The 25,012-nt window shown below is 65.3% G+C and carries 18 protein-coding genes; 10 read left to right on the top strand and 8 right to left on the bottom strand.

Going from position 1 to position 25,012, the window contains the following annotated elements; genetic code table 11:
* Positions 1-191: 191 nt before the first annotated feature.
* The 3 genes from uvrA to NX773_RS19125 all read left to right on the top strand — a co-directional run bounded on the left by uvrA (position 192) and on the right by NX773_RS19125 (position 5,774).
* The gene (gene uvrA, locus NX773_RS19135; protein WP_258857883.1) at positions 192-3,038 is read left to right on the top strand and encodes an excinuclease ABC subunit UvrA; all 2,847 of its coding nucleotides are present in this window, start codon (positions 192-194) and stop codon (positions 3,036-3,038) included.
* A gap of 150 nt (positions 3,039-3,188) precedes the next feature.
* A complete protein-coding gene (locus NX773_RS19130) occupies positions 3,189-4,826 on the top strand; it encodes an Eco57I restriction-modification methylase domain-containing protein (protein ID WP_258857882.1) in 1,638 nt (545 codons plus the stop codon).
* A gap of 9 nt (positions 4,827-4,835) precedes the next feature.
* Entirely contained in the window at positions 4,836-5,774 is a 939-nt protein-coding gene (locus NX773_RS19125; protein WP_258857881.1) for a XamI family restriction endonuclease, read from the top strand.
* 15 nt (positions 5,775-5,789) lie between these two features.
* On the opposite strand, the gene NX773_RS19120 is transcribed toward NX773_RS19125, so the two are convergent.
* The 3 genes from NX773_RS19120 to NX773_RS19110 all read right to left on the bottom strand — a co-directional run bounded on the left by NX773_RS19120 (position 5,790) and on the right by NX773_RS19110 (position 10,892).
* On the bottom strand, positions 5,790-6,995 hold the full coding sequence (locus NX773_RS19120; RefSeq protein ID WP_258857880.1) for a cyanophycinase: 1,206 nt from the start codon (positions 6,993-6,995) through the stop codon (positions 5,790-5,792).
* 159 nt (positions 6,996-7,154) lie between these two features.
* Positions 7,155-9,899, bottom strand: a complete 2,745-nt coding sequence (locus tag NX773_RS19115; RefSeq protein ID WP_258857879.1) for a TonB-dependent receptor — start codon at positions 9,897-9,899, stop codon at positions 7,155-7,157.
* 24 nt (positions 9,900-9,923) lie between these two features.
* Entirely contained in the window at positions 9,924-10,892 is a 969-nt protein-coding gene (locus tag NX773_RS19110) for a MurR/RpiR family transcriptional regulator (RefSeq protein ID WP_258857878.1), read from the bottom strand.
* 190 nt (positions 10,893-11,082) lie between these two features.
* On the opposite strand from NX773_RS19110, the gene NX773_RS19105 reads away from it, so the two are divergent.
* Both NX773_RS19105 and NX773_RS19100 read left to right on the top strand, forming a co-directional pair.
* Positions 11,083-12,201 carry a succinylglutamate desuccinylase/aspartoacylase family protein gene (locus NX773_RS19105; protein WP_258857877.1) on the top strand — a complete coding sequence of 373 codons (1,119 nt, stop codon included), beginning with the start codon at positions 11,083-11,085 and terminating at the stop codon, positions 12,199-12,201.
* A gap of 2 nt (positions 12,202-12,203) precedes the next feature.
* Positions 12,204-13,586, top strand: coding sequence for a YfcC family protein (locus tag NX773_RS19100; RefSeq protein WP_258857876.1), 1,383 nt, complete (start codon positions 12,204-12,206; stop codon positions 13,584-13,586).
* 111 nt (positions 13,587-13,697) lie between these two features.
* On the opposite strand, the gene NX773_RS19095 is transcribed toward NX773_RS19100, so the two are convergent.
* Positions 13,698-15,560, bottom strand: coding sequence for a phosphoenolpyruvate carboxykinase (GTP) (locus NX773_RS19095; protein ID WP_258857875.1), 1,863 nt, complete (start codon positions 15,558-15,560; stop codon positions 13,698-13,700).
* A gap of 365 nt (positions 15,561-15,925) precedes the next feature.
* On the opposite strand from NX773_RS19095, the gene NX773_RS19090 reads away from it, so the two are divergent.
* Entirely contained in the window at positions 15,926-16,924 is a 999-nt protein-coding gene (locus NX773_RS19090) for a D-2-hydroxyacid dehydrogenase family protein (RefSeq protein WP_258857874.1), read from the top strand.
* 144 nt (positions 16,925-17,068) lie between these two features.
* On the opposite strand, the gene NX773_RS19085 is transcribed toward NX773_RS19090, so the two are convergent.
* Complete coding sequence (locus tag NX773_RS19085) at positions 17,069-17,824, bottom strand: L-asparaginase (protein ID WP_258857873.1); 756 nt, start codon at positions 17,822-17,824, stop codon at positions 17,069-17,071.
* A 135-nt stretch (positions 17,825-17,959) separates the two neighbouring features.
* Between NX773_RS19085 and NX773_RS19080 the strand changes: the two genes are divergently transcribed.
* Complete coding sequence (locus NX773_RS19080; protein WP_258857872.1) at positions 17,960-18,445, top strand: asparaginase domain-containing protein; 486 nt, start codon at positions 17,960-17,962, stop codon at positions 18,443-18,445.
* A 79-nt stretch (positions 18,446-18,524) separates the two neighbouring features.
* A complete protein-coding gene (locus NX773_RS19075; protein WP_258857871.1) occupies positions 18,525-20,120 on the top strand; it encodes a catalase in 1,596 nt (531 codons plus the stop codon).
* Positions 20,121-20,325: 205 nt separating this feature from the next.
* Here the strand turns inward: NX773_RS19075 and NX773_RS19070 are convergent, their stop codons facing one another.
* Entirely contained in the window at positions 20,326-21,222 is an 897-nt protein-coding gene (locus NX773_RS19070) for a recombination-associated protein RdgC (protein ID WP_258824225.1), read from the bottom strand.
* Between the two features lie 66 nt (positions 21,223-21,288).
* Positions 21,289-22,386: a DNA polymerase IV gene (dinB, locus tag NX773_RS19065; RefSeq protein WP_307728691.1), complete on the bottom strand. Its 1,098-nt coding sequence runs from the start codon at positions 22,384-22,386 to the stop codon at positions 21,289-21,291.
* 289 nt (positions 22,387-22,675) lie between these two features.
* Between dinB and NX773_RS19060 the strand changes: the two genes are divergently transcribed.
* Both NX773_RS19060 and ccoG read left to right on the top strand, forming a co-directional pair.
* On the top strand, positions 22,676-22,816 hold the full coding sequence (locus tag NX773_RS19060) for a DUF3149 domain-containing protein (protein ID WP_258857870.1): 141 nt from the start codon (positions 22,676-22,678) through the stop codon (positions 22,814-22,816).
* Positions 22,817-22,829: 13 nt separating this feature from the next.
* Positions 22,830-24,278, top strand: coding sequence for a cytochrome c oxidase accessory protein CcoG (gene ccoG / locus NX773_RS19055; RefSeq protein WP_258857869.1), 1,449 nt, complete (start codon positions 22,830-22,832; stop codon positions 24,276-24,278).
* Here the strand turns inward: ccoG and NX773_RS19050 are convergent.
* Entirely contained in the window at positions 24,275-24,814 is a 540-nt protein-coding gene (locus NX773_RS19050) for a GNAT family N-acetyltransferase (RefSeq protein ID WP_258857868.1), read from the bottom strand. The two genes, ccoG and NX773_RS19050, sit on opposite strands and share 4 nt — an antisense overlap.
* Positions 24,815-25,012 lie beyond the last annotated feature (198 nt).

Raw genomic sequence — 25,012 nt, 5'->3', positions numbered from 1 at the left:
CTGCCCCCGGCCCATCGCCGTGTTTGCAAGAGTGCATTGCAGGGCTGCAATCGCTGGCCTTCCGACCGGGACCGCAAATTACGGGCGAGAAAAAAACCAGCTATAGTTATGGGTTCTCCCCGTTGGCCCGCTCACCGTTTGCCTTGCGTGCGCCGGCCCCACATTAATTTGCAAGCCAGCTAAGAAGATTAATGGAAGAAATTCGCATCCGCGGCGCACGCACGCACAACCTCAAGAACATCAACCTCGATCTGCCGCGTAACAAGCTGATCGTGATCACCGGCCTGTCCGGCTCGGGCAAGTCCTCGCTCGCGTTCGACACGCTGTACGCCGAAGGCCAGCGCCGCTACGTCGAGTCGCTGTCCGCCTACGCGCGCCAGTTCCTGCAACTGATGGAAAAGCCGGACGTGGACCTGATCGAGGGCCTGTCGCCCGCGATCTCGATCGAGCAGAAGGCCACCAGCCACAACCCGCGCTCGACGGTGGGCACGGTCACCGAGATCCACGACTACCTGCGCCTGTTGTACGCGCGCGTGGGCACGCCCTACTGCCCGGACCACCCGGAAGAGCCGCTGGCCGCGCAGACCGTCTCGCAGATGGTGGACGCGGTGCTGGCGATGCCGGAAGGGACCAAGCTGATGATCCTGGCGCCGGTGGTGGCCAACCGCAAGGGCGAGCACAGCGACCTGTTCATGGACATGCAGGCGCAGGGTTTCGTCCGCTTTCGCATCCAGAGCGGCGTGAACGACGCGCGCATCTACGAAGTGGACGACCTGCCCAAGCTGAAGAAGACCGAGAAGCACACCATCGACGTGGTGATCGACCGCGTGAAGGTGAACCCGGAAATCAAGCAGCGCCTGGCCGAGAGCTTCGAGACCGCCCTGCGGCTGGCCGACGGGCGCGCGATCGCGCTCGAGATGGACAGCGCCAAGGAACACATCTTCTCGAACAAATTCGCGTGCAACGTCTGCGGCTACTCGCTGCAGGAACTGGAGCCGCGCCTGTTCTCCTTCAATAACCCGATGGGCGCCTGCCAGGAATGCGATGGCCTGGGCCACATCGAGTTCTTCGACCCCAAGCGCATCGTCGCCTTCCCCAACCTGTCGCTCGCCTCCGGTGCGGTGAAGGGCTGGGACCGGCGCAACCAGTTCTACTTCCAGATGCTGCAAAGCCTGGCGGCGCACTACGGCTTCGACATCGACAAGCCGTTCGAGCAGTTGCCCAAGCAGGCGCAGGACGTGATCATGTTCGGCTCCGGGAAGACCGCGATCCCGTTCGCCTACGTGAACGAGCGTGGCCGCACCGTGATACGCGAGCACACCTTCGAGGGCGTGGTCAACAACCTGCAGCGCCGCTACCGCGAGACCGACTCGATGGCGGTGAAGGAAGAGCTGGCCAAGTACATCAACGAAAAGGAATGCCCGTCGTGCGGCGGCGCGCGCCTGCGTACCGAAGCGCGCTACGTGAAGATCGGCGCCGGCGAGCAGCAGCGCGCGATCTACGAGGTTTCGGACAAGCCGCTGCGCGACTGCCTCGAGTACTTCGACAAGCTGAACCTGACGGGCGCGAAGAAGGACATCGCCGAGCGCGTGATCAAGGAGATCGTCTCGCGCCTGAAGTTCCTCAATAACGTGGGCCTGGACTACCTGTCGCTGGACCGCAGCGCCGACACGCTCTCGGGCGGCGAGGCGCAGCGCATCCGCTTGGCCTCGCAGATCGGTTCCGGCCTGACCGGCGTGATGTATGTGCTGGACGAGCCGTCCATCGGCCTGCACCAGCGCGACAACGACCGCCTGATCGCCACCCTCAAGCACCTGCGCGACATCGGCAACAGCGTGCTGGTGGTGGAGCACGACGAGGACGCGATCCGCACCGCCGACTACATCGTGGACATGGGTCCGGGCGCGGGTGTGCACGGCGGCGAGGTGATCGCCGAGGGTTCGCTCAAGGAGATCATGAAGAACAAGAAGTCGCTGACTGCGGCTTACCTGTCGGGCGCGCGCAAGATCGAGGTGCCGAAGAAGCGCACCAAGGCCGACCCGAACCGCCAGCTGGTGATCACCGGCGCGACCGGCAACAACCTGAAGAACGTGTCGCTCACGCTGCCGGTGGGCCTGCTCACCTGCGTGACCGGCGTGTCCGGCTCGGGCAAATCGACGCTGGTGAACGACACGCTGTACCCGGCGCTGTCGCGCCACCTGTACGGCTCGCAGGCGGAACCGGCGCCGCACGACGCGATCCACGGCCTTGAGCACTTCGACAAGGTGATCTCGGTGGACCAGGCGCCGATCGGGCGCACACCGCGCTCGAACCCGGCCACCTACACCGGCGTCTTCACGCCGATCCGCGACCTGTTCGCCACCGTGCCGACCGCGAAGGAACGCGGCTACACGGCGGGCCGCTTCTCGTTCAACGTGAAAGGCGGACGCTGCGAGGCCTGCCAGGGCGACGGCGTGATCAAGGTCGAGATGCACTTCCTGCCGGACGTGTACGTGCCGTGCGACGTCTGCCACGGCAAGCGCTACAACCGCGAGACACTCGAGGTCCAGTACAAGGGCAAGAACATCACCGAAGTGCTGGACATGACGGTGGAGGACGCGCACGAGTTCTTCAAGCCGGTGCCGGTCATCGCGAGGAAGCTGCACACGCTGCTGGACGTGGGCCTTGGCTACATCAAGCTGGGTCAGAGCGCGACCACGCTGTCCGGCGGCGAGGCGCAGCGCGTGAAGCTGTCGCTGGAACTGTCCAAGCGCGACACCGGCCGCACCCTGTACATCCTGGACGAGCCGACCACCGGCCTGCACTTCGCCGACATTGACCTGCTGCTCAAGGTGATCCATCGCCTGCGCGACCAGGGCAACACCTTGGTCATCATCGAGCACAACCTCGACGTGATCAAAACCGCGGACTGGATCGTGGACCTGGGGCCGGAAGGCGGCGCGGGCGGCGGCACCATCGTCGCTTCCGGGACGCCGGAGGACGTGGCCGCCAACAAGGCCAGCGTGACGGGCAAATACCTCAAGCCGTTGCTTCGTTAAGCGTTTCGAAATTATGATGCGCTAACGCAACGGGGCTGCGCATTATTACTGTACAAAATTACAGTATAATGCGCGTGCCTCCGCCTGAATGCCGGTGCCATGGGGCTGCGCCGGCTGCTTTCCACTAAGCGGCTGGAAACACTCGTCGATATGAACAACAAACGCGGCAATGACAGTGCTCCGGGGCACCTGGATCTTGGCGACCTGCTGAACATCAGGAGCCTGATTTCCGTTGCGTTTGCGCTTACCGGTGGCGACCGTTTGACGGCGCAGGAAACCGCCGTGGTGGACGAACACCGGAGCGAGGTGCCACCCGAACTGGTCGCATCCGTTCGAAAGGCGATCGAAAGCGGCACGGACCCGCTGGGCTCGGCCTATTCCCATATCCTGTCGCCTGAGTCAAGACGCAGCAGTGGTCAGACCTTCACTCCTGTCGCCGCGGTCACCGGCATGTTTCAATGGGCCGAATCGCAAGGGGACATCTGCCGCATCGTCGATCCGGGTGCGGGAACCGGGCGCTATGTGATTGCGGGGTTGCGGCGCCATCCCAACGCGCGCGGGGTAGCGGTCGAACTTGACCCCGCGGTTGCTCTTCTATTGCGGGCCAATGCCTGCGTCCTGGGACTGCAGGATCGCATCGAGATTCGCATCCAGGACTTTCGCGCGCTCGAGCTCCCGGAAATCGATGGCAGAACCGTTTTCATCGGCAACCCGCCTTACGTGCGCCACCATGACATCGCCGCCGATTGGAAGAACTGGTATAGCGACCGCCTGAAATCGCTCGGCCACGCGGCGAGCAAGCTTGCGGGACTCCACCTGCATTTCTTTTTAAAAGTGCTCGACCTGGCGCGCCCGGGCGATCTGGGCGTGTTCATCACGGCCTCGGAATGGCTCGATGTGAACTACGGTCAGTCGATGCGTGATTTGTTGACGAACGGCCTGGGCGGCAAAGCTGTTTTTGTCGTCTCGCCCACGGTACGCGTCTTCGACGATGCACTGGTTTCGGCATGCATCACCTGCTTTGCGCCTGGCTCGGACAGCGACGACATCGAATTCAAGGCAATCGAGCGTATTGAAGAACTGGCGCTCCTCGGCGCAGGCAGGCGTACACCGAAGAGCGAGGCGAGAGGCGAAAACAAGTGGTCCGGTTTCATTCGCACCACGCCACGCACCGTGAAGGCTGACTGGCCAGAACTGGGTGACTTTTTCAAGGTGCGCCGTGGCCAGGTGACCGGCAAGAACAAGGTCTGGGTCACGAAGGAGAACCGGTTCGGGCTGCCGGAAAAATTCCTGGTCCCGTCCATCACCGATGCGGCCGATATTGTGGGCGCCACCGATCACCGCATCGACGATTTGGGCTCGCTGCGGCGGGTGGTGGATTTGCCCGCTTCGCTCGATGAGCTCCCGTCCGGTGAATTGGGTCCGGTCAAAGAGTTCCTGCGCTGGGCGCGTTCGCAACAGGCAGACAAGGGTTATATCGCCGAACACCGCAGCCCATGGTGGCGCGTGAACATGCAGGCGGTGGCGCCCAGTATTGTGGTCACCTACATGGGCAGGAGACCGCCCGTATTTGCCATCAATTCCGCCGGCGCTCGCTTGATCAATGTGGCCCATGGCTTATACCCGAAGGCTCCCCTTACCGAGGAACATTTGGCAGCATTGGTCGATTGGCTCAACAAGAATGTCAACAAGGAATCCGGGCGCGTCTACGCCGGCGGACTGACCAAGTTCGAGCCATCGGAGATCATGCGGCTCCGGATTCCGAACGCAGAATTTTTCGGGAAGTGAGCGACGCCCGTGGTGATTCAACTATCGAGGAACGGTCGCATCTGGAGCGACGAAGACATTCTGGCGGATTGCACCGAAGCGACGCGCCTCTTCCGTATTCGGCGGCTGGACGAATCGCTCGAGGACTACGTCTCCGAATTCACCAGCGCGGAAACGGCCGCCGCGTCGCTGATTGACCGGCTACCCGAACTGCTCCGTCGTCCCGTTGACCAGGAGCTGCTTGGCTCCATTGTTGGCAATCCCATGTTGTTCACGGCGCTGCGCTATCTGACCGCGCCGCCGGTCTCGGAGGACGACCTGAGGACCTTGTTGTCCGGGCGCGTCTCGCGAAAAGCCATCCGCGGCAGTCGCGAACTGGCCGAACAACTGCAATTCCTGCTCCACCAGACCCTGGACCCCAAGCGGTTCTCCTGGATTCTCGAGAACCAGACAGCGACGCCGGAACAGCGAAGGACAGCGGTGATCGCGACCGCCGTTGCGATGACCGCGCAACGCGTCCAGGCCAATCGGCGCAGCGAGGAAAAGAAGGATCTCGAAAGCGCGGTTGAGGACTTGCTCAAGGCGCTGGACTACCAGCGGGTTCCAACGCCGCGCGAGCCGATCGAATCTGCCGAAGACCTGCCGCAAGCTGGCTTTTACATGACCAATGCCACGCTGGGCCACGACAACGGCGATTGCGTCATTGGCCTGAGAAATCGAAAACGCCTGGTGCTCGAATGTAAGAGCTCCAACTCGGGGATCAACAGCCGCAAGCGTTTGAACAAGGAAGTGGTGAAGGATGCCGAAAATTGGCGCAGCCAGTTCGGCAACCAGGTCATGACCGGGGCGGTGCTGCGGGGCGTATTCAACCCGCGTTATGTGAGCAATGCCCAGGAAACGCCACTGCTGATTTTCTGGGCGCACAGGCTCGAGGACCTGCGCGAGTTCATCACCAAAGAAAACTCCTGAGCCGGCAGCCCGGCCTTAGGGCGCAGTCGAGTACAGCGGCAGGTTCATGCGCACCGGCCGCACGTCCATCCTCACGTTGAATATCGACCAGCCCTCGCCGCGCTGCGACGCGTACTCGCCGTCCTGCCTGCGCGTGAAACTGAACTCGAAACCCTGCTCCGGCGCCGCGCTACGCGGTCCGTCGAAGGCCAGCCCGATGGCCTGCTGCTGGTCGCTGTCGGCCAGCTTCTCCAGCAGGTTCACCACCGCCGTGTTGCCCAGGATGTCGGGGAAGAACACCGGACCGCGGTGCTCGGGCACGCCACCCGTGGCGCGCGCCTTGTCCGGCCCCGGCGTAAAGCTGCGGCTGGCCAGGTTGAAGCGGTCGCCGCTGTCCAGGTAGCTGATGCGGGCGTTGGATAGATTGAATTGCGCCTGCGCGCGGTCGGTGCTGGCCTGCGCCAGGTCGAGCACGATGGCGCCGCGGTAACCGAGCACGGTCACTTCACGCGTGGGGCCGACCACGGCCGCGGTGTTCTCGTCGATTCCCAGGCCCAGCGTGTAGCGCTTGGCCAGCATCACCGGCAGCATGCGTGCAAAGCGCCCGCGGATCAGCAGGTGCTGGTCCACGAACACATCGTCGCCGATGAAACCAAGGCCGGGCGCAACGTCCTTGCCATCCTTGACCATGCCCTGCTTGAGCATCGGCAGGATCGGCGGCGGATCGAGGAACATGGTGCTGCTCATGATGGCCGCGCCCGCGCTGGTGCCGGCGATGACGCCGCCGCGCCGGTACATCGACCACAGCGCGTCCAACACCGCCGTGTTGCTGCCGTCGGCACGCTTGAGCGCGGCGGTGATGCGCGCCTGATCGCCGCCCACGAAGTAGGCCCCGCCGGCATCGCGCACGGCCTGGGCTAGGGCCGGATCGTCGGCCGCCTTGCGTGCATCAAGGCCGGCCAGCTGCGGCGCCACCGGCACCACGAAGGCACGCGCGCCGTAGCGGTTCAGGCGCTCCGCAGCGCTGGTTCCCGACTGCTCGGGATGCTGCGCCGCGGACGGGAACACGGCGATGAGCGCGCCCTGGCCGCCGGCCAGCTCGACGATCTTCTGCCACACCTGAGCGTTGTCGGCGCGCAGTCCGCCGCCGATGATGACCAGCGATCCTTTCGGCGCGTCGGCCGCCGGCGCGCCGGCGCAGGCCAGCGCCAGCAGCAGCGCCGTGCATAGTCTCTTCAACATCCTGCCTCCGAAATGTACGAAGCATCGTAGGGTGGGCGGCTATGCCGCCCACGCGTTCAAATCCCAGGGGTGCTGTGGTAGCCCACGCTTTGGCTGGACGCGTGGGCGGCACAGCCGCCCACCCTACGCAACGGCACCGGACCCGCCTGCAAGCGCCTGTTACTTGAACGAGTAGTTCAGGCTGACGAAGCCGCTGCGGCCGCGCGGGTCGGTGTAGCTCGGGTCGTACCCGGCCAGGAAGAAGTAGGCCTGGTTCGAGAACGGCGGATTGGTATCCGCCAGATTGAGCACGCCGGCGCGCAGCTTGAGCTGCCTGGTGATCGCCCAGCTGCCGGTCAGGTCCCACAACGAGTACGCCTTCACGCGGTTGGGCGCCAACAGCTGGTCGGTGTACGGGTCGTAAGTGGTGTTCTGGTCGGTGTAGCCGCTCGAGTACTGGTTCGCCAGGGTCAGGCTGAACGGCCCGCTGTCCCACTCGAAGTTGACGCGGTGGCGCCACTTCTGGATCACCTGGTCGTTCAGGAACACGCCCAGGTTGCTGCGGTACGGCTCCTGCGGGCCGAACTGGCGGTCGTACTTCAGCACCCAGGTGCCCGACAGGTTCACGCCGAATCGGCCCCAGGCGCCGCGCTCGCTGCGCCATTCGCCGCCCAGGTCGATGCCAGAGGTCTTCAGGCGGCCCTGGTTCTCCTTCATCAGGAGGATGTTGGAGATGAAGCCGTCGCTGTCGCGCTGGATGTACTTGCCGTTGTAGGCCGCCGGGTTCTCGGTGATGACCTGCTCGCCCAGGGTGCTGATCACGTCCTTCTTCTGGATGTTCCAGTAATCGACCGACAGGTTGGTGCGCTTGCCCAGCTCGAACACCGCGCCCAGCGTGAACTGCTGCGACTTCTCGGGCTTGAGGTTGGGGTTCGAGCGGCGCTCGACCGGCCATTGGTCGGTGCACAGGTCGATGCTGCCTTCCTGCTTGACGCACTGCGGGTCGGTCAGGAAGCCGGCCGCGGTGCCGTAGATGGTCGGGCGCTTCAGGTCCGACAGCGACGGCGCGCGAAAGCCCGTGCCGGCCGACGCGCGCACCAGCAGCGCCTTGTGCGGCTGCCAGCGCAGGCCAAGCTTGGGATTGGTGGTGCTGCCCACTTCGCTGTAGCTGTCGTAGCGCAGCGCGAACTGCATCTCCAGCTCCTTGGTGAACGGCGCGTTCACCTCGGTGAACACGGAGCGCACGTTGCGGCTGGCGTCGGCGGTCTCCACGTCGAGCAGGGTGCCGACCGGCAGCGTGCTGTCGCGGTCGCCGCCGAGGTTGTTCGACTTGAGCAGCTCCGACGGGGTGAACTTCTGGCTCTCGCGGCGCAGCTCACCGCCAATTGCGAGCGCCAGGTCGCCGCCTTCCAGCGCCATCAAGGAGCGCGACATCTTGCCGTCGATCGAGGTCGACACGCCCTTGGCCTTGCGCGCCTCGTCGTTGACGCGGATCGCGGCGAACAGGTCCTTGCCGGCCTGCGACGAGGGGCCGAACGGATTGATGACACCGGAACGGATTGCGGCATCGAATTTATCGAACAGGAAGTAGCCGTTCACGTACTTGTCGGTGGCGCGGTTCTCGGCGCGCGACAGGGCCGCGTCGTAGTCCCAGCCGGACAGCACGCCGGTGGCGCCCAGCACCAGGCGCTGGCCGGTGCTGGTCACTTCGTTGCTGCGGTTGCCGGCCTCGGTCATCCGGTAGCGCAGGCCGCTGACGGTGGTCGGCAGCCCCGGCGCCGACAGCACCGTGCGGTACTTCTCGGGCAGCAGGCTGACCGGGAAGTTGCGCACCCGGGTCGGGTTGGGCGAGAGCACGTAGCGGGTCTTCGCTTCCGACTGCACCAGCTCGGCGAACAGCTGGTTGTCCGCGTCCAGCTGGAAGGTGGCGCGGCCGATGAAGCCGACCTTGCGCGAGTCCGGATAGATCTCGGTGTCTTCCATGTAGTCGTAGCTGCAGCCCAGCGCCCCGCCCGGGCCCTTGGCGGCGTACACCGTGGCGGGCGGGTTGCAGTCGGGCGAACTCGGGTTGATCCGGTTTGCGGTGGCGCCGGCAGGCAGCACGCCGGCGGCAATCAGCGCCTTGCGCTGCGCGGTCGACATGTCGATGTTGGCCGGGTAGGTATTGCTAGACATCTGGGCCGGCAAGGTGGTGGCGAGCGGGCGCTCGGCGATGAAGCTGCGCTGGCCGGAACGCAGCGCATCCAGCTGCTGCACGTCCAGCACGCCGAATACGTTGAAGCGGTCGCGCGTCAGGTCGCCTGTGCCGGCGCTGATGCTGGCGGTGCGCTTGCCGGCGCCGCCGTGCTGGGTGCCGGCGGCCGATGCGGCCAGGTCAACGCCGGTGTAGTCCTTGCGGGTGATGAAGTTGATGACGCCGCCGATCGCGTCGGTGCCATAGATCGCCGACGCGCCATCCTTGAGCACCTCGACGCGCTGGATCGCGCCGGCCGGGATGTTGTTCAGGTCCACGCCGGCGTTGTCGCCTGGCGCGGCGAAGTTGGCCAGGCGGCGGCCGTTCAGCAGCACCAAGGTCGAGGACGCGCCGATGCCGCGCATGTTGGCCGCGTTCAGGCCGCGCTGGCCCGAGGTGCCGTCCGAGATGCTGGGGCCGTCCGTCAGCGGCGCGGTGTTGGCGCTGATGTTACGCACCAGTTCGGCCGCGGTGGTCGCGCCCATCTTTTCGATGTCCTCGCGCGTGATCCGCTGGACCGGCAACGCGGTCTCGCTGTCGATGCGCTTGATCGACGAGCCGGTGATCTCCACGCGCGCGATCTTCTGTTCTTCCTCTTGCGCGTGCGCCTGCTGCGCGACCAGGCCCAGCGCGGCCACGACCGCCGATGCCACGACGGTCGGCCGCAAGGTTCTCGAATAGTTCTTATTCATGCATTGCTCCCTCTTGGTGGTGACTCAGGACTGCTTCACAGTGCGGCGCCTGCGGACGCCTTCTTTTTTATGCGTGCTGCTGGAACGAATCTGGTGTTCACCGTAGAGGTAGGCGGCAATGGCCTCGGTATGGCGGGCGGCCTTGGCGACGTTGGCTTTGTTGGAGGTCATCAGCGACACCACCAGCGCCTCGATCAGGGCCAGCACCGCCGTGGAGCTGCTGGGCAGCACCGGGTGCGTGCTGTGCGCGTACAGCACGTGGTGCCCCAGCTCGGCGAGCGGGGATGCGGGCGAATCGGTGATCGAAACGATGGTGGCCCCGGCGTCGCGCGCAAAGCGCGTCAGCGGCACCACGTCGAGCGTGTAGCGCGGCAGCGAGATCACCACCAGCACATCCTTGCGGCCGATGGTGGCCAGGTGGCTGGCGGCCACCTCGGTGCCGCCGCTGGCGGCCACTTCCACCACGTGCTGGCAGAACGGCTGCAGGTGCATGGCGAGCGTGCCGGCCATGAACGAAGACAGGCCGAAGCCGAGCACGTACACGGTGCGCGCCTTGGTCAGGGCGGCGGCGATGCGGTCGACGTCGGCGCCGGCCAGCGAACGGCTGGTGGCGGTAAGGGCCGCTTCGGCGTAGCCCAGGCTTTCGAGCGCCGGCGAGGCGGCTTGCGCGCGCCGCGCGATGGTGCTGCGCAGCTTTTCGACCGGCTGCAGCACCGACTGCAGCGTTTCGGCCACCGCGCCGCGCATCGCTGCATAGTTCTTGAAGCCGAGGTCACGCGCAAACCGGCTGATGGTGGCAGTGGACACCTCGCAGGCTTCGGCCAGCTCCTCGATCCCGAGGGCGGTGACGCGCACCTGGTTGCGCAGGACGTAGTCGGCGATTGCGCGGTTGGAGGCCGAACCTTCGGCCAGCACATGCAGCAGGGACTGGCCGAGCGAGGACTCGGCAAAGCCGATGTCGGGCGAGGCGCTGGGCGGGACTGGATGGGGCATTGCGCGGTCCGGATGTCGGTTTTTTTACTTGTTTATGTGTGATGTAAATATCTAAACATTGCCAACTCTAAACCAGGACCACGCGCAAACTCAACAAGATTTTGAAAGATTTTTTTCAGCGATTTACGGTGTGTAAAAAATCATACATAATCGGCCGGGTAGCCGGACCACGAAGCCAGGAGATTTGCGCATGCATACCCAGACGCACCCGATCGCGACCGAGCAGAGCGTCGCCACCTACCAGCTCACCTCGCTCCACTACGGCAGTCCCGGCGCGGGCAAGAAGGTCTATATCCAGGCTGCGCTGCATGCAGACGAGATCCCGGCGATGTTGGTCGCCCAGTTCCTGCGCCGCGAGCTGGAGCGGCTGGACGCGCAGGGGCGCGTGCGCGGCGAACTTATCCTGGTGCCGGCGGCCAATCCGGTCGGCCTGTCGCAGGTGGTGCAGGGCACGCCGTTCGGGCGCTTCGACCTGTCCACCGGGACTAATTTCAACCGCTCCTTCCCCTACCTCGTCGATGGCCTGAAGACGGCGCTGGCCGGCCGGCTTGGGAGCGACAGTGCGGCCAACGTGGCCGCGATCCGGGCCGAGGCACGCGCAGCCATCGCGCACTGGGAACCGGCCGACCATACCGAGGTGCTGAAGAAGACCCTGCTGGGGATGGCGATCGACGCCGACATCGTGCTCGACCTGCACTGCGATAACGAGGCGGTGCTGCACCTGTATGCCGGCAGCGCGCTGGCCGACAGGGTCAAGCCGCTGGCCGCGCTGCTGGGCGCGCGCGCCCTGCTGCTGTCGGACGCCTCCGGCGGCGACCCGTTCGACGAAGCCTGCAGCCGGCTATGGTGGGACCTGGCCGCGCACTTCGGGCCGGCCACGCCGATTCCACCCGCGTGCGCCGCCATCACGGTCGAACTGCGCGGCGAGATGGATGTGCGCTACGACCTGGCCGAGCAGGACGCGACCGCGCTGCTGCAATTCCTGGCGCGCGAGGGCGTGCTCGACATCCCGCTGCTGCCGCTGCCGGACGCCCTGTGCGAGCCGACCCCGCTGGAAGGCGTGGAGCCGCTGCGCGCGCCGCAATCGGGGCTGCTGGTGCTGCTCAAGCGGTTGGGCGAGCGGGTCAGCGCGGGCGAAGCGGTGGCCGATGTCGTCAACCCGGTGACCGGGGCTACCGCCACCGTGCGCGCCGGCCACGACGGGCTGCTGTTCGCCAGCACCGCGCACCGCCACCTGCTGCGCGGCATGCACATCTGTAAAATCGCCGGCGCCGCCGCCTTCCGCTCCGGGTCTCTGCTGAGCCAATAGCCATGCGCCTGCGACTGCCCAACACCTTCGTGCTGCTGTTCGCAATCCTGGCGCTGATCGCGCTGGCGACGTGGTTCGTCCCCGGGGGCAAATACGACACCCATCTGGTGGGCGGCAAGCAGCTGGTCGATCCCGCCTCGTTCCACTACGTGGCCAGCAACCCGCAGGGGCTGGTGGCGCTGCTGAAGGCGCCAATCAAAGGTTTTGTGGAGGCGGCGCTGATCATCGGCTTCGTGCTGATCGTTGGCGGCGCGTTCGCGGTGCTGCAGCGTACCGAGGCGATCGACACCCTGATCCGCTCGATCGTGCGGGCGCACGAGCATTCGCCGGTTGTGCGCGCGGCGATCATCCCGGTGTTCGTCACCATGTTCTCGCTTGGCGGCGCCACCTTCGGCATGAACGAGGAAGTGATCCCGTTCGTGCTGGTCTTCGTGCCGCTCGCGCTGGCGCTCGGCTACGACTCGGTGGTGGGGGTCTCGATCCCCTTCCTCGGCTCGCAGGTCGGGTTCGCGGCGGCCTTCCTCAACCCGTTCAATGTGGGAATCGCGCAGGGCATCGCCGGCGTGCCGGTGTTCTCGGGCACGCTGTACCGGCTGGTGGTGTGGACGGTAGCCACCGCGGTCACCATCGCCTTTTTGATGTGGTATGCGGCGCGGGTCAAGAGCAATCCGGCGACGAGCCCGACTTTCGTGCTGGACCAGACGCGGCGCAAGGAACAGCCGCCGGCCGTGGGCGAAGACCGCATCACCGGCCGCCACGCGGCGGTGCTGTCAGTCTTTGCGCTGACGCTGTGCGCGATGGTGGTGGGGGTGGTGCGCTTTAACTGGTTCATCGAAGAGATTGCCGCGCTGTTCCTGGCGATGGCGATCATGGCGGGGCTGATCGCCCGCCTGGGGACCGACAGTTGGGTGGGCGCCTTCATGCAAGGCGTGAAGGACCTGGCGCCCACCGCGCTGGTGATTGCACTGGCGCGCGGCACCATGGTCATCGCGCGCGACGCGCAGATCATCGACACCATGCTGCACGCGCTGATGCCGCTGGTGCAGTCCATTCATCCGGTGTTCGCGGCCCAGAAGATGTTCCTGATCCAGTCAGTGATCAACTTCTTCATCCACTCCGGCAGCGGTCAGGCGGCGCTGACCATGCCGATCATGGCGCCGTTGGCCGACTTGGTCGGCGTGACGCGCCAGACCGCCATCCTTGCGTTCCAGCTCGGCGAGCTGTCCACGCCGATGATTCCCACCTCGGGCATTACGGTCGGCGTGCTGGCACTGGCACGCATCCCGTGGCTGACCTGGGCCAGGTGGATGATCCCGCTGCAGCTGATCTACCTGGTGCTGGCCCTGGCGCTCTTGGTGCCGCCCTGCCTGATGGAGTGGAACTGAGCCAGATCCCAGTCCCGACTTGCGTCGGGACGACGTGGGAAGGTTAACAAAAAAAGGAAGAGCCGCTGGCTCTTCCCTCTCTTTGTGCACGGCCTTGACGCCGCGATCAGCTTACTTCAGGTGCTTCTCGAGCTTTTCCTTGGTCGCCACCAGCTCCTGCGGCAGGCGGTAGGAGAGCTTTTCGAACAGCTCGGTGTGCAGCTTGAGCTCCTCGCGCCATGCGTCCTTGTCGATCGAGGTGATCTGCACGAACTGCTCCTCGGTGAACACCACGCCGTCCCAGGTCAGGTCGGCATAGGCCGGGGTGGTGCCGAACATGTGCTCGACGCCGCCGGCTTCGCCCTTGGTGCGGTCCAGGATCCACTTGAGCACGCGCATGTTGTCACCGTAGCCCGGCCACACGAAGTTGCCCTGCTCGTCGGTGCGGAACCAGTTCACGCAGAAGATCTTCGGCAGCGCGGCCGGGTTCTTCTCGGCCACCTTGCGGCCGAGATCGAGCCAGTGCTGGAAGTACTCGCTCATGTTGTAGCCGATGAACGGCAGCATGGCGTACGGGTCGCGCCGCACCACGCCCATCTGGCCGGCGGCGGCGGCGGTGGTTTCCGAGCCCATGGTCGCGGCCATGTACACGCCCTCGGTCCAGTCGCGCGCCTCGGTCACCAGCGGCACCGTGGTCGAGCGGCGGCCGCCGAAGATGAAGGCCGAAATCGGCACGCCGGCCGGGTCGTCCCACGCCGGGTCGATCACCGGGTTCTGGGTCGCGGCCACGGTGAAGCGCGCGTTCGGGTGCGCGGCCTTGGTGCCGGACGCCGGGGTCCAGTCCTTGCCCTGCCAGTCGATCAGGTGCGCCGGCGGGGTCTTGGTCATGCCTTCCCACCACACGTCGCCGTCGTCGGTCAGCGCCACGTTGGTGAAGATGACGTCGCGGCGCAGCGACTCCATGCAGTTGCGGTTGGTCTTTTCGTTGGTGCCCGGGGCCACGCCGAAGTAGCCGGCTTCCGGGTTGATCGCGTACAGGCGGCCATCGGCGCCCGGCTTGATCCACGCAATGTCGTCACCGATGGTGGTGACCTTCCAGCCTTCGAAGCCCGAGGGCGGGATCAGCATGGCGAAGTTGGTCTTGCCGCAGGCCGAAGGGAAGGCGGCCGCGACGTAGTTCTTCTCGCCCTGCGGCGACTCCACACCCAGAATGAGCATGTGCTCGGCCAGCCAGCCGGTGCCGCCTTCCTGCGCTTCCTGGTAGCCCATGTTCGAGGCGATGCGCAGCGCGAAGCACTTCTTGCCCAGCAGTGCGTTGCCGCCGTAGCCGGAGCCGAACGACCAGATCTCGCGCGTTTCCGGATAATGGACGATGTACTTGGTGGCGTTGCACGGCCATTTCACGTCTTGCTGGCCGGCCGCAAGCGGCATGCCGACGCTGTGCACGCAGGGCACGAACTCGCCGGATTCGCCCAGCACGTCGTACACGGCGCGGCCCATGCGGGTCATGATCTTCATGTTGACCGCCACGTAGGGCGAGTCGGACAGCTCGACGCCGATGTGGGCGATCGGCGAGCCCAGCGGGCCCATCGAGAACGGGATCACGTACAGCGTGCGGCCAGCCATGCAGCCGTCGAACAGGCCGTGCAGGGTGCGGCGCATTTCGGCCGGGTCCATCCAGTTGTTGGTGGGGCCGGCCTGCTCGCGGGTGGCGGAGCAGATGAAGGTGCGGTCTTCCACGCGCGCCACGTCGCTGGGGTCGGAGCAGGCCAGGTAAGAATTCGGGCGCTTTTCCGGGTTCAGCTTCTTCATCGTGCCGGCTTCGACCATTTGCGCGCACAGGCGGTCATATTCCTCGGTCGAGCCGTCGCACCAGTAGATGCTGTCGGGTTTGGTGAGAGCGGCGATTTCCGCCACCCAGTTGATGAGCTTTTGATGCTTGATGTAATCGGGGACGTCGAGTGCGGCGACGCCGCCCATCACGGGCTGGTTCATAGGTGCCTCCAATGCCATTTAAGAATTCTTGTGTTGTCCCGGAACGTCAGGATCGTCGTGTGCCCCTTGGGCCGCGCCAGGCGAGCTTCTCGCTGGCGCTATTGAATCCATTCACGCGGATGGGTTCGGTGGGTACGGCGGTCATATCATTGGCCTTGTTGTATTTTTATCTGTTCAAGGCCGGCGTGCGGGTGAACCGTGTCAAAGCTTTAACTTTTCAGGCGATTGTACACCCCATGTGTCCGGATTCAAGCTCAGCACGACAAAAATGTAGGAATAATTGTTGAGCAATGTAGTGTGCTATTTGGTTTTCACCGGAGCGTGTTAGTCTTTTACGAAATCTTGCCTAATTTCAGCTATTAGCTATGAAAATTGCAATTCTTGACGACTACCAGGACGCAGTCCGGAGCCTGGACTGCTTTCGGCTGTTGGACGGCCACGAGGTCAAAGTGTTCAGCAGCTCGGCGCGCGGCGCGGGCCAGCTGGCGATCCGGCTGGCGCCGTTCGACGCGCTGGTGCTGATCCGCGAGCGCACCGCCTTCCCGCGCGCGCTGCTGGCCAAGCTGCCCAACCTGAAGCTCATTTCCCAGACCGGCAAGGTGAGCGGGCATGTGGACGTGGCTGCGGCCACCGAGCGCGGCATCGCCATTGCCGAGGGCGTGGGCTCGCCGGTGGCGCCGGCCGAACTGACGTGGGCGCTGGTCATGGCGGCCAGCCGCCGGATCGTGCCCTATGCAAACAACCTGAAAGACGGGCTGTGGCAGACCGCCTCGATCAACCCGCAACTGAACGGCCTGGGGCGGGTGCTCAAGGGGCGCACGCTGGCGATCTGGAGTTACGGAAAGATCGGCAAGCTAGTGGCCGGCTACGGCAAGGCGTTCGGCATGCGCGTGCTGGTGTGGGGTGGCGAGAAGAGTCGCGCCGCGGCGGTGGCCGACGGCTGCGAGGCCGCCGCCAGCCGCGAGGCCTTCTTCGAGCAGGCCGACGTGCTGACGCTGCACCTGCGGCTGGCCGACGGAACGCGCGGCATCGTCACCGCCGACGATCTGGCGCGCATGAAGCCGGATGCGCTGTTCGTGAACACGAGCCGGGCCGAGCTGGTGGCGCCTGGCGCGCTGGAAGCGGCGCTGCGCCACGGCCGGCCCGGCTGGGCCGCGCTGGACGTGTTCACCGACGAGCCGCTGCCGGCCGACGCCGAGCTGCTGCGCATGCCGACGGTGCTGGCCACGCCGCACCTGGGGTATGTGGAGAAGGATAGCTACGAGCTGTACTTCAGGGCGGCGTTCGAGAACGTGGTCAGTTTCGCCAACGGCAACCCGACGAACATCCTCAATCCCGAAGCGCTCACCAAATCCCTACCCTGAACACCGTCATCCCGGCGAAGGCCGGGATCCATGCTGAGTGCGAACGGCATGCGGCTTATGCACGCAGTTCGACGGCGTTCACGGTCTATGGATCCCGGCCTGCGCCGGGATGACGGTTCATGAGGTAATGGCTGCGAGGAAGCTTTAGCGCAGCTCGGGCTCGCCCGTGAGGTTGATCCGGCGCGTGGGCATCGCATGCGTGCGCGTCCACAGCCCGGCCCAGCCCGGCGGCCAGCTGATCGACGGGCCGCTGTAGTGCGGCAGGCCGGCGCGCACGGGCACCACCGGCACCGCCGGCATGTCGCGCAGGCCGCCGGCGGTGGCGCGCTGCATGTCCAGGCTGTACATGTAGCCGGGCAGCAGCAGGTCGCACACGTCGGCGAACCACGCGGTGTGGTCTTCATCCTTGCCCAGCGCCTGCGCCAGCCCTTGCGGGTCGAACTTGGCCAGCGCGTGGATCAACTCGTCGGTGGTGGCGCCGGGCGAATCGCCCCAACCCATCACCGGATTGTTGTTGTACTCAGCGCCCGAGCCGTACCAGCCCTCGCGCCACGGCCGCTGCATCCAGTCGCGCTTGCCCGTGAACAGGTGCCAGCGCCAGTGCAGGCCCGACGGCTTGGGCCACGAATAGAGATACAGCTTTTGGTAGCCGGCCTTGTGCAGCTCGCGCACCATGGCCATCAGGCGCGCGTGCGGCATGCGGTCGGGCGGCATGCGGCGGAACAGGATCGGTTCGCCGTCGGCGTGCTGGACTTCGTCGCTCGACAGGTTCAGGTCGAGCGTGCGCGACTCGTTGCCGAAGCGGGCCGAGATCCAGCCCGTCAACAGGTTGACGTGCACGATCACGCCATAGCCTCGGTGACGGTGGAAGATGACGGTTCCTGGGGCAACGGCTTTCATAAGTTAAGTCGGTGTTCTGGAAAAAGCGACGAGTCTACTCATCGGACCGGGAGGATTCTAGCGCAGACACATGTGGATACAGGTCGTTTGCAGCTATCATTAGCCACCTTTTTTTCACCGAGTTTATAAACGATCATGACTTTGCGCCTCATCGCCACCGGCGGCACTTTCGACAAGCACTACAACGAACTGAACGGCAGCCTGGGCTTCGCGGACAGCCACTTGCCGCAAGTCATCGCCCGCACGCGCATGACGATTCCGGTGGCACTGGAAGTGCTGCCGCTGCTCGACTCGCTGGACATGCAGGACGCCGACCGCCAGCGCGTGCTGGCCTCGTGTCAGGCGGCAACGGAAAAGGCGATCGTGATCGTGCACGGCACCGACACCATGCGCGAGACCGCGCAGGTGCTGGGCGCGGCCGCGCTGGACAAGACCATCGTGCTGACCGGCGCCATGATCCCCTACGAGATCGCCAACTCGGACGCGCTGTTCAACCTGGGCGTGGCGGTGGGCGTGGCCCAGACCCTGCCGGCCGGCGTGTATGTGGCGATGAACGGCAAGGTGTTCACCTGGAATAACGTGACCAAGAACCGCGCCGCCGGCGTATTCGAGCCGCTGTAATTGCGACGGGGCAGCGTGGCGCTGCCCTTTCCGCTGGTTTTCTATACTCCGCTCTCACCCCAGAGAGAGGAGAGTCACGATGGCAGACCAGCGCCCCACGCTGACGACACGTCAGGGTCATCCCGTCCGCGACAACCAGTCGCTGCGCTCGGTGGGCGAGCGCGGCCCGGCCACGCTCGAGAACTACCAGTTCATCGAAAAGATCACCCATTTCGACCGCGAGCGCGTGCCCGAGCGCGTGGTGCACGCGCGCGGCACCGGCGCGCACGGCTATTTCGAAGCGTACGGCAAGATCGGCAATGAGCCTGCCAGCAAGTACACGCGCGCCAAAGTGCTCAACCAGACGGGCGTGCAGACGCCGGTGTTCGTGCGCTTTTCCACCGTGATCGGCGGCAAGGATTCACCGGAGACGGCGCGCGACCCGCGCGGCTTTGCGGTCAAGCTCAAGACTGTGGAGGGCAACTGGGACCTGGTCGGCAACAACCTGAAGATCTTCTTCATCCGTGACGCGATCAAGTTCCCGGACATGATCCACGCCTTCAAGCCCGACCCGGTCACCAACCAGCAGGAAGCCTGGCGCTTCTACGACTTCATCAGCAACACGCCGGAAGCGCTGCACATGCTCACCTGGGTCAAGAGCCCGTGGGGCATCCCGGCCAACTACCGCGAGATGGAAGGCTCGGGCGTGAACACCTACAAGCTGGTCAACGACCAGGGTGTGGCGCACCTGGTCAAGTTCCACTGGGTGCCCAAACAGGGCGTGCGCAACCTGACCGCGCAGCAGGCGGCCCAGATCCAGGCGCACGACACGAGCCACGCCACGCGCGACCTGTACAACGCGATCAAGGGCGGCAACTATCCCGAGTGGGAGTTCTGCGTGCAGCTGATGGCGGACGGCGAGCATCCGGAGCTGGACTTCGACCCGCTCGACGACACCAAGCGCTGGCCGGAAGACCAGTTCCCGCTACTGCCGGTGGGCCGCATGGTGCTCAACAAGAATCCCGACAACGTGTTCGCAGAGACCGAGCAATCGGCCTTTGGCACCGGCGTGCTGGTGGACGGCATCGACTTCTCGGACGACAAGATGCTGCAGGGGCGCACGCTGTCGTACTCGGACACGCAGCGCTACCGCGTGGGCGCCAACTACCTGCAGTTGCCGATCAACCAGCCGCAGGACGCGGCCAGGGCGCACACCAACCAGCGCGACGGGCAGATGGCCTACTACGTGGACGAGCAAGGCGAGGACAAGCACATCAACTACGAACCGAGCCTGATGGGCGGGTACAAGGAAGCGGACAGGCCCGAGCACGAGTACCGGCCGCACGTCGAGGGGCAGCTGGGGCGCTACCAGACCTCGCGCACGCAGGACGACTACAAGCAGGCGGGCGAGCGCTATCGCACGTTCGAGGACTGGGAACGGGAGGATCTTGTTGCCAACATCGGCGCCGACCTGAAGCAGTGCCCCGAGCCGATCCAGCTGCGCATGGTATGGCACCTGTGGCACTGCGACGAGGACTATGGCCGGCGCGTGGCCGAGGTGGCGGGCATCGACCTGGAAAAAGCGAAGGCGCTGCCGCCGATGGAAGGCAAGCCGGCGCCGCATCAGGCGCGCGAAGGGATGGCCGGCGTTGGCGAGGAGCCGGCGACCACTGAGGAAGTGGCCGCGGCGAAGTGACCGGCTGACTGGCGTAGGGTGGGCAGGTTTCCTGCCCACGCGTTCAACGAACGTTTGAAAGACCGCGGCCTGCTAGCGCGCCCTGAACGCGTGGGCGGGAAACCCGCCCACCCTACGTGTGCGTCCATCCAGTCGTAGGGTGGGCTCTCGAGCCCACGCGGGCCGTCACAAAGCGCGTACCACCGCGTGGGCGCAAATGAAGACCCTACGCCTTGGCTTCGCCGCCCAGCGCCTCGACCACGTCGGCCAGCAGCTTGGCCAGCTCGCCGGTCATCAGCGCGATATCGTTGTCAAAACGCTCGTCGTCGCTGTAGGTGACGGCCTCGCCTTCCTTGATCACGTCCAGCGGCTTGACGCCCTTGATCGCCAGCGACTCGGTCAGCACGAACGAGATGCGGTCGTTCCAGGTCATCGCCAGGCGCGTGCACTGCTTGCCGGCCGCGATGTGGCGGCGGATGTCGTCCGGCTCCAGCGTGTGCTTCACGTAGCGCACCGCGGCCTTGCTCTCGCCGGTGGCGCGCAGTTCGGTGTCCTGGTCGATGGTGAAGCCGTACGGCGCCTCGTCCGCCTCCAGCCAGCCGGTCATCACCGCCACCGGCGAACGCTGCACGCGCAGCGATTCGAGCGGCATCTTGTCCACGGCCTTGAGCAGCAGCTTGATCACGTCGTCCGCCTTGCTCGGGCTGGCGGCGTCCACCACCAGCCAGCCGTTGACCGGGTCGATCCAGACCCACACGTTGCTGCGGATCGAGAAGGCGCGCGGCAGCAGCTCGTCGGCCACGCGCTCTTTCAGTTCCTTCATCGCCTTTTTGCCCGGCGGGAAGCCCTGCTGCTCTTCCAGCTCGGCGGCCTTGGCCTTGGCGACCTGGTTGATCACCGAGCCCGGCAGCAGTTTCTTCTCGGTGCCGAGCACCATCAGCATCTGCTTGTTGACCACGTGCACCAGGTTGCCGTTGCCGCGCGGCGAATCCCAGCCCTGGCGCAGCAGCTCGTTGCTGCTGGCGGGAACAAAACTTTGTGGCTTCAGCGCCGCTTCCAACTGTTCAGGAGAAAACGCCCACGGCGCGGGCAGGCGGTAAATCTGGAGATTCTTGAACCACATAAGTTGTATTTCCGGTGTCTCAGTTTTTCAGAGGAACGATATTCTACACGCTGCCGAGCCGCAATTTCACAGTCCGGACAGTCCAATTTTGAAGCTTGTTTCATCGTCAAACAGCCGCAGCTGCTCGACCTTGTCGGTTTCGCCAAGCCGCACGCCCACGCCGAGCAGGCGCACGGGGCGGCTTGCGCGCTGCCAGCCGGTCTCCATCAGGCGCGCGTAGGTGGGGATGTGCGGCGCGCTGCCCACGCACTCCACCGTGGTCTGCTGGAAGTCGGCGAACTTGATCTTCACGAACAGCTTGGCGATTTGCTTTTCGGCGCCGGCGCGCTTGATCCGGCCCAGCAGCTGTTCGAACAGGTCCGGCAGCAGCGCCAGGCAGGCAGGCAGGTCCGGCACGTCGGGCGTGTAGGTCTCCTCGGTGCTGATCGACTTGCGCTCGCGCGCATTGCTCACCTCGCGGTGGTCGATGCCGCGGCACAGGTCGAACAGGCGCAGGCCAAAACTGCCAAAGTGGTGCTGCAGCTCCTGCTCCGTCCAGCCGCGCAGGTCGGCGCAGGTCTGCACGCCGAGTTTGTTGAGCTTGGCCGCGGTCACCTTGCCAACGCCGAACAGCTTCTTGACCGGCAGCGCCGCCACAAACGCGTCCACCTCGTCGGGCCGCACCAGGAACAGGCCGTCCGGCTTGTTCCAGTCGCTCGCGATCTTGGCCACGAATTTGTTGGGCGCCACACCCGCCGACGCGGTGATGCCGACGGTCTCGAAGATGCGCTGGCGGATCTCCTGCGCGATCAAGGTTGCGCTGCCCTTGCAGTGCGGGGAGTCGGTCACGTCGAGATAGGCTTCGTCCAGCGACAGCGGCTCCACCAGGTCGGTGTAGGTGCGATAGATGTCCATGATCTGGCGCGACGCCACGCGGTACTTTTCCATGCTTGGGGGCAGCACCAGCAAGTGCGGGCACAGCTTCATGGCCTGGGCGGTCGCCATGGCCGAATGGATGCCAAAAGCGCGCGCCTCGTAATTGCAGGTGGCGATGACGCCGCGCTGGTCCGGCCGCCCGCCCACCGCGAGCGGACGCCCGCGCAACGACGGATCGTCGCGCATCTCGACGGACGCGTAAAAGCAATCGCAATCGCAGTGGATGATTTTGCGGACCGGGGCGTTCAAGGGCGGCGCGGGGAACTTTACTGTAAATTTATACAGTATTCACCGAAACCGACATTCGCGCAAGCCTCGGCCGGTATCCGCTGGCGTCGCTCCTCCAACTGCCACACTGCCACATGGCGGCAGCGCTGGCAGTAGTGGCAGTGACGGGTCGACCACTACTTCTGGTTTTTCAACAACTTGGGCCGCTCCCCCACCCGGGCCCGCGGTGGCACGCTTGTTGCAACTCCCTGATGGCGATGCGGGTATTTTCCCGCCGCTGACACCACTTCATCCAAGGAAGGGAATCATCATGCAAGCACTGCACCTGCTCTTCAGTTCCGACTTCGGTTTGCTCACCGTCGCTTTCTTCGCGCTCATGCTCGCGATGGCCGTTTACTTCGTGCGCATCTTCAGCTCCCGCAACGCGCCCGCCAGCGCCAAGAATAAGTAACGGAAGGGACGGCATGGACGTGCAAGACAAGTCTGGCCTGCAGGCTGCTCCGCAGGCCCACGCCGCCAGCACCGGAGCGAAGATCGTCGAGCTGGAGCTGTACACCTCGCAGCAGAAGATCTACCCTCGCACCTCCACCGGCTGGTTCGCCAGCTGGCGTTGGGCGATGGTCTGGTTCACCCAGCTCCTGTTTTACGGTGCGCCGTGGCTGACATGGAACGGCCGGCAGGCAGTGCTGTTCGATCTGGTCCACCGCAAGTTCTACATCTTTGGCGTGGTGCTGTGGCCGCAGGATTTCATTTACCTGGCGATCCTGCTGATGTTGTCCGCGCTGTCCCTGTTCCTGTTCACCGCCGTCGGCGGCCGGCTGTTCTGCGGCTATGCCTGCCCGCAGACGGTGTACACCGAAATGTTCATGTGGGTCGAGCGCAAGATCGAAGGCGAGCGCGCGGCCCGCATCCGTCTGGACCAGTCGCCCTGGGGGCTGCGCAAGCTCGGCATCAAGGGGGCCAAGCAGGGCGCCTGGATCGCCATGGCGCTCGCGACCGGCTTCACCTTTGTCGGTTACTTCACGCCGATCCACACCCTGGCACACGAAGTGGCGAGCCTGACGCTGGGGCCATGGGAGACGTTCTGGGTCCTGTTCTACAGCTTCGCCACCTGGGGCAACGCCGGCTACATGCGCGAACAGGTATGCAAGTACATGTGCCCCTACGCGCGCTTCCAGAGCGCGATGTTCGACAAGGACACCCTCATCATCACCTACGACGCGCAGCGCGGCGAGCCACGCGGTGCGCGCGGCAAGAAGGTGGACCCGAAGGCCGCCGGCCTGGGCGACTGCATTGACTGCGGCCTGTGCGTGCAGGTCTGCCCGACCGGCATCGACATCCGCAAGGGCCTGCAGTACGAGTGTATCGGCTGCGCCGGCTGCATCGACGTGTGCAACGACGTGATGACCAAGATGGGCTACCCGAAGGGCCTGGTGCGCTATACCACGCAGAACGCGATGGCGGCGGGATGGGCGCGCAAGCAGGTCTGGTCCCGCGTGCTGCGCCCGCGCGTGCTGGTCTACACCACGATCCTGCTGTCGGTGGCGGTGGCGGCCGGCCTGTCGCTGGCCCTGCGCCAGCCGCTCAAGGTGGATGTGCTGCGTGACCGCGGAATGCCACGCATCATGGACAACGAAGCCGTGGAGAACGTCTACCGCCTGCAAGTGATGAACACGGATGAGCGGGACCACACCTACACGGTATCGGTCGAAGGGCCCGCGGGCATGGCGCTCGCCTCCGAGCCTGTGATCTCCGTGCCGTCGACCACCACGCGGGCGGTGCCGGTGCGCGTGCAGTGGGCGGCGCCGCCCAATGCCGACAAGTCGCAGCGCATCGAATTCAAGGTGCGCGATACGGTTGACGAGTCGATCGAGGTCGAGGAAAAGGCAGTGTTCATCATGCCGCCGCGCTAGGGTTCCCCCACGTCCAGGGCCAGCCGCATGGCCTGCGACAGCAGCACCGAGCCCGGACGCAGCGGCTCGGGAGCACCGACTGGGCGGAAGCCTGCGCGCGCATACAGCCGCATGGCCGGCGTGTCGCCTTGTGCGACACCAAGCTGCACGGCGCGCGCATCGGTCGAGCGCGCCCAGCGGATCGCTTCGCGCAGCAGCGACGTGCCCACGCCGCAGCCACGGCTTTCGGGCGCAACCCATACCTGGAACAGGTTCACCACCGCAGCGTCGGCGGCATCGCGCTTGGCCCACAACAGGCCGACCGGGACGCCGCCCGCCTCGGCCACGAGCGGCCGGTCGTTTCCGGATGCGGCCGCCGCGGACAGGCGCGCGGCCCAGGTCTCGGCGGGACGCGCCTGCTCTTCGGCCAGCGTGCTGCCGAAGGCATCGGGCGAATCGGCGAGGGAGCGCAGCCGGATGGCGCGCCAGGCCGGCCAGTCATGTGGTTCGAGCGTGCGGATGATGAGCTGTTCCATCTGGCCCAGCTTACGGAACAAGCTTGTGCGTGTCCAGCATCGGCCGATGCGTTCAGGCATGCCGTGGTTGAACGCCTGGGCGGGAAACCCGCCCACGCTACAGCGGCACGCAGCATGCATGTCGCGTAGGGTGGGCAGGTTTCCTGCCCACGCGTCCAGCCAGCGTCTGCCAGCCGCAATAAAAAACGCGGCCAGGCGGCCGCGTTTTCGTTTGCCGTG

Origin of the sequence: Massilia solisilvae, from assembly GCF_024753215.1 — a bacterium.
Lineage (GTDB): Bacteria > Pseudomonadota > Gammaproteobacteria > Burkholderiales > Burkholderiaceae_D > Telluria > Telluria solisilvae.
The sequence above is the reverse complement of the archived record's forward strand: the minus strand, read 5'-3'. Positions and strand labels throughout refer to the sequence as shown.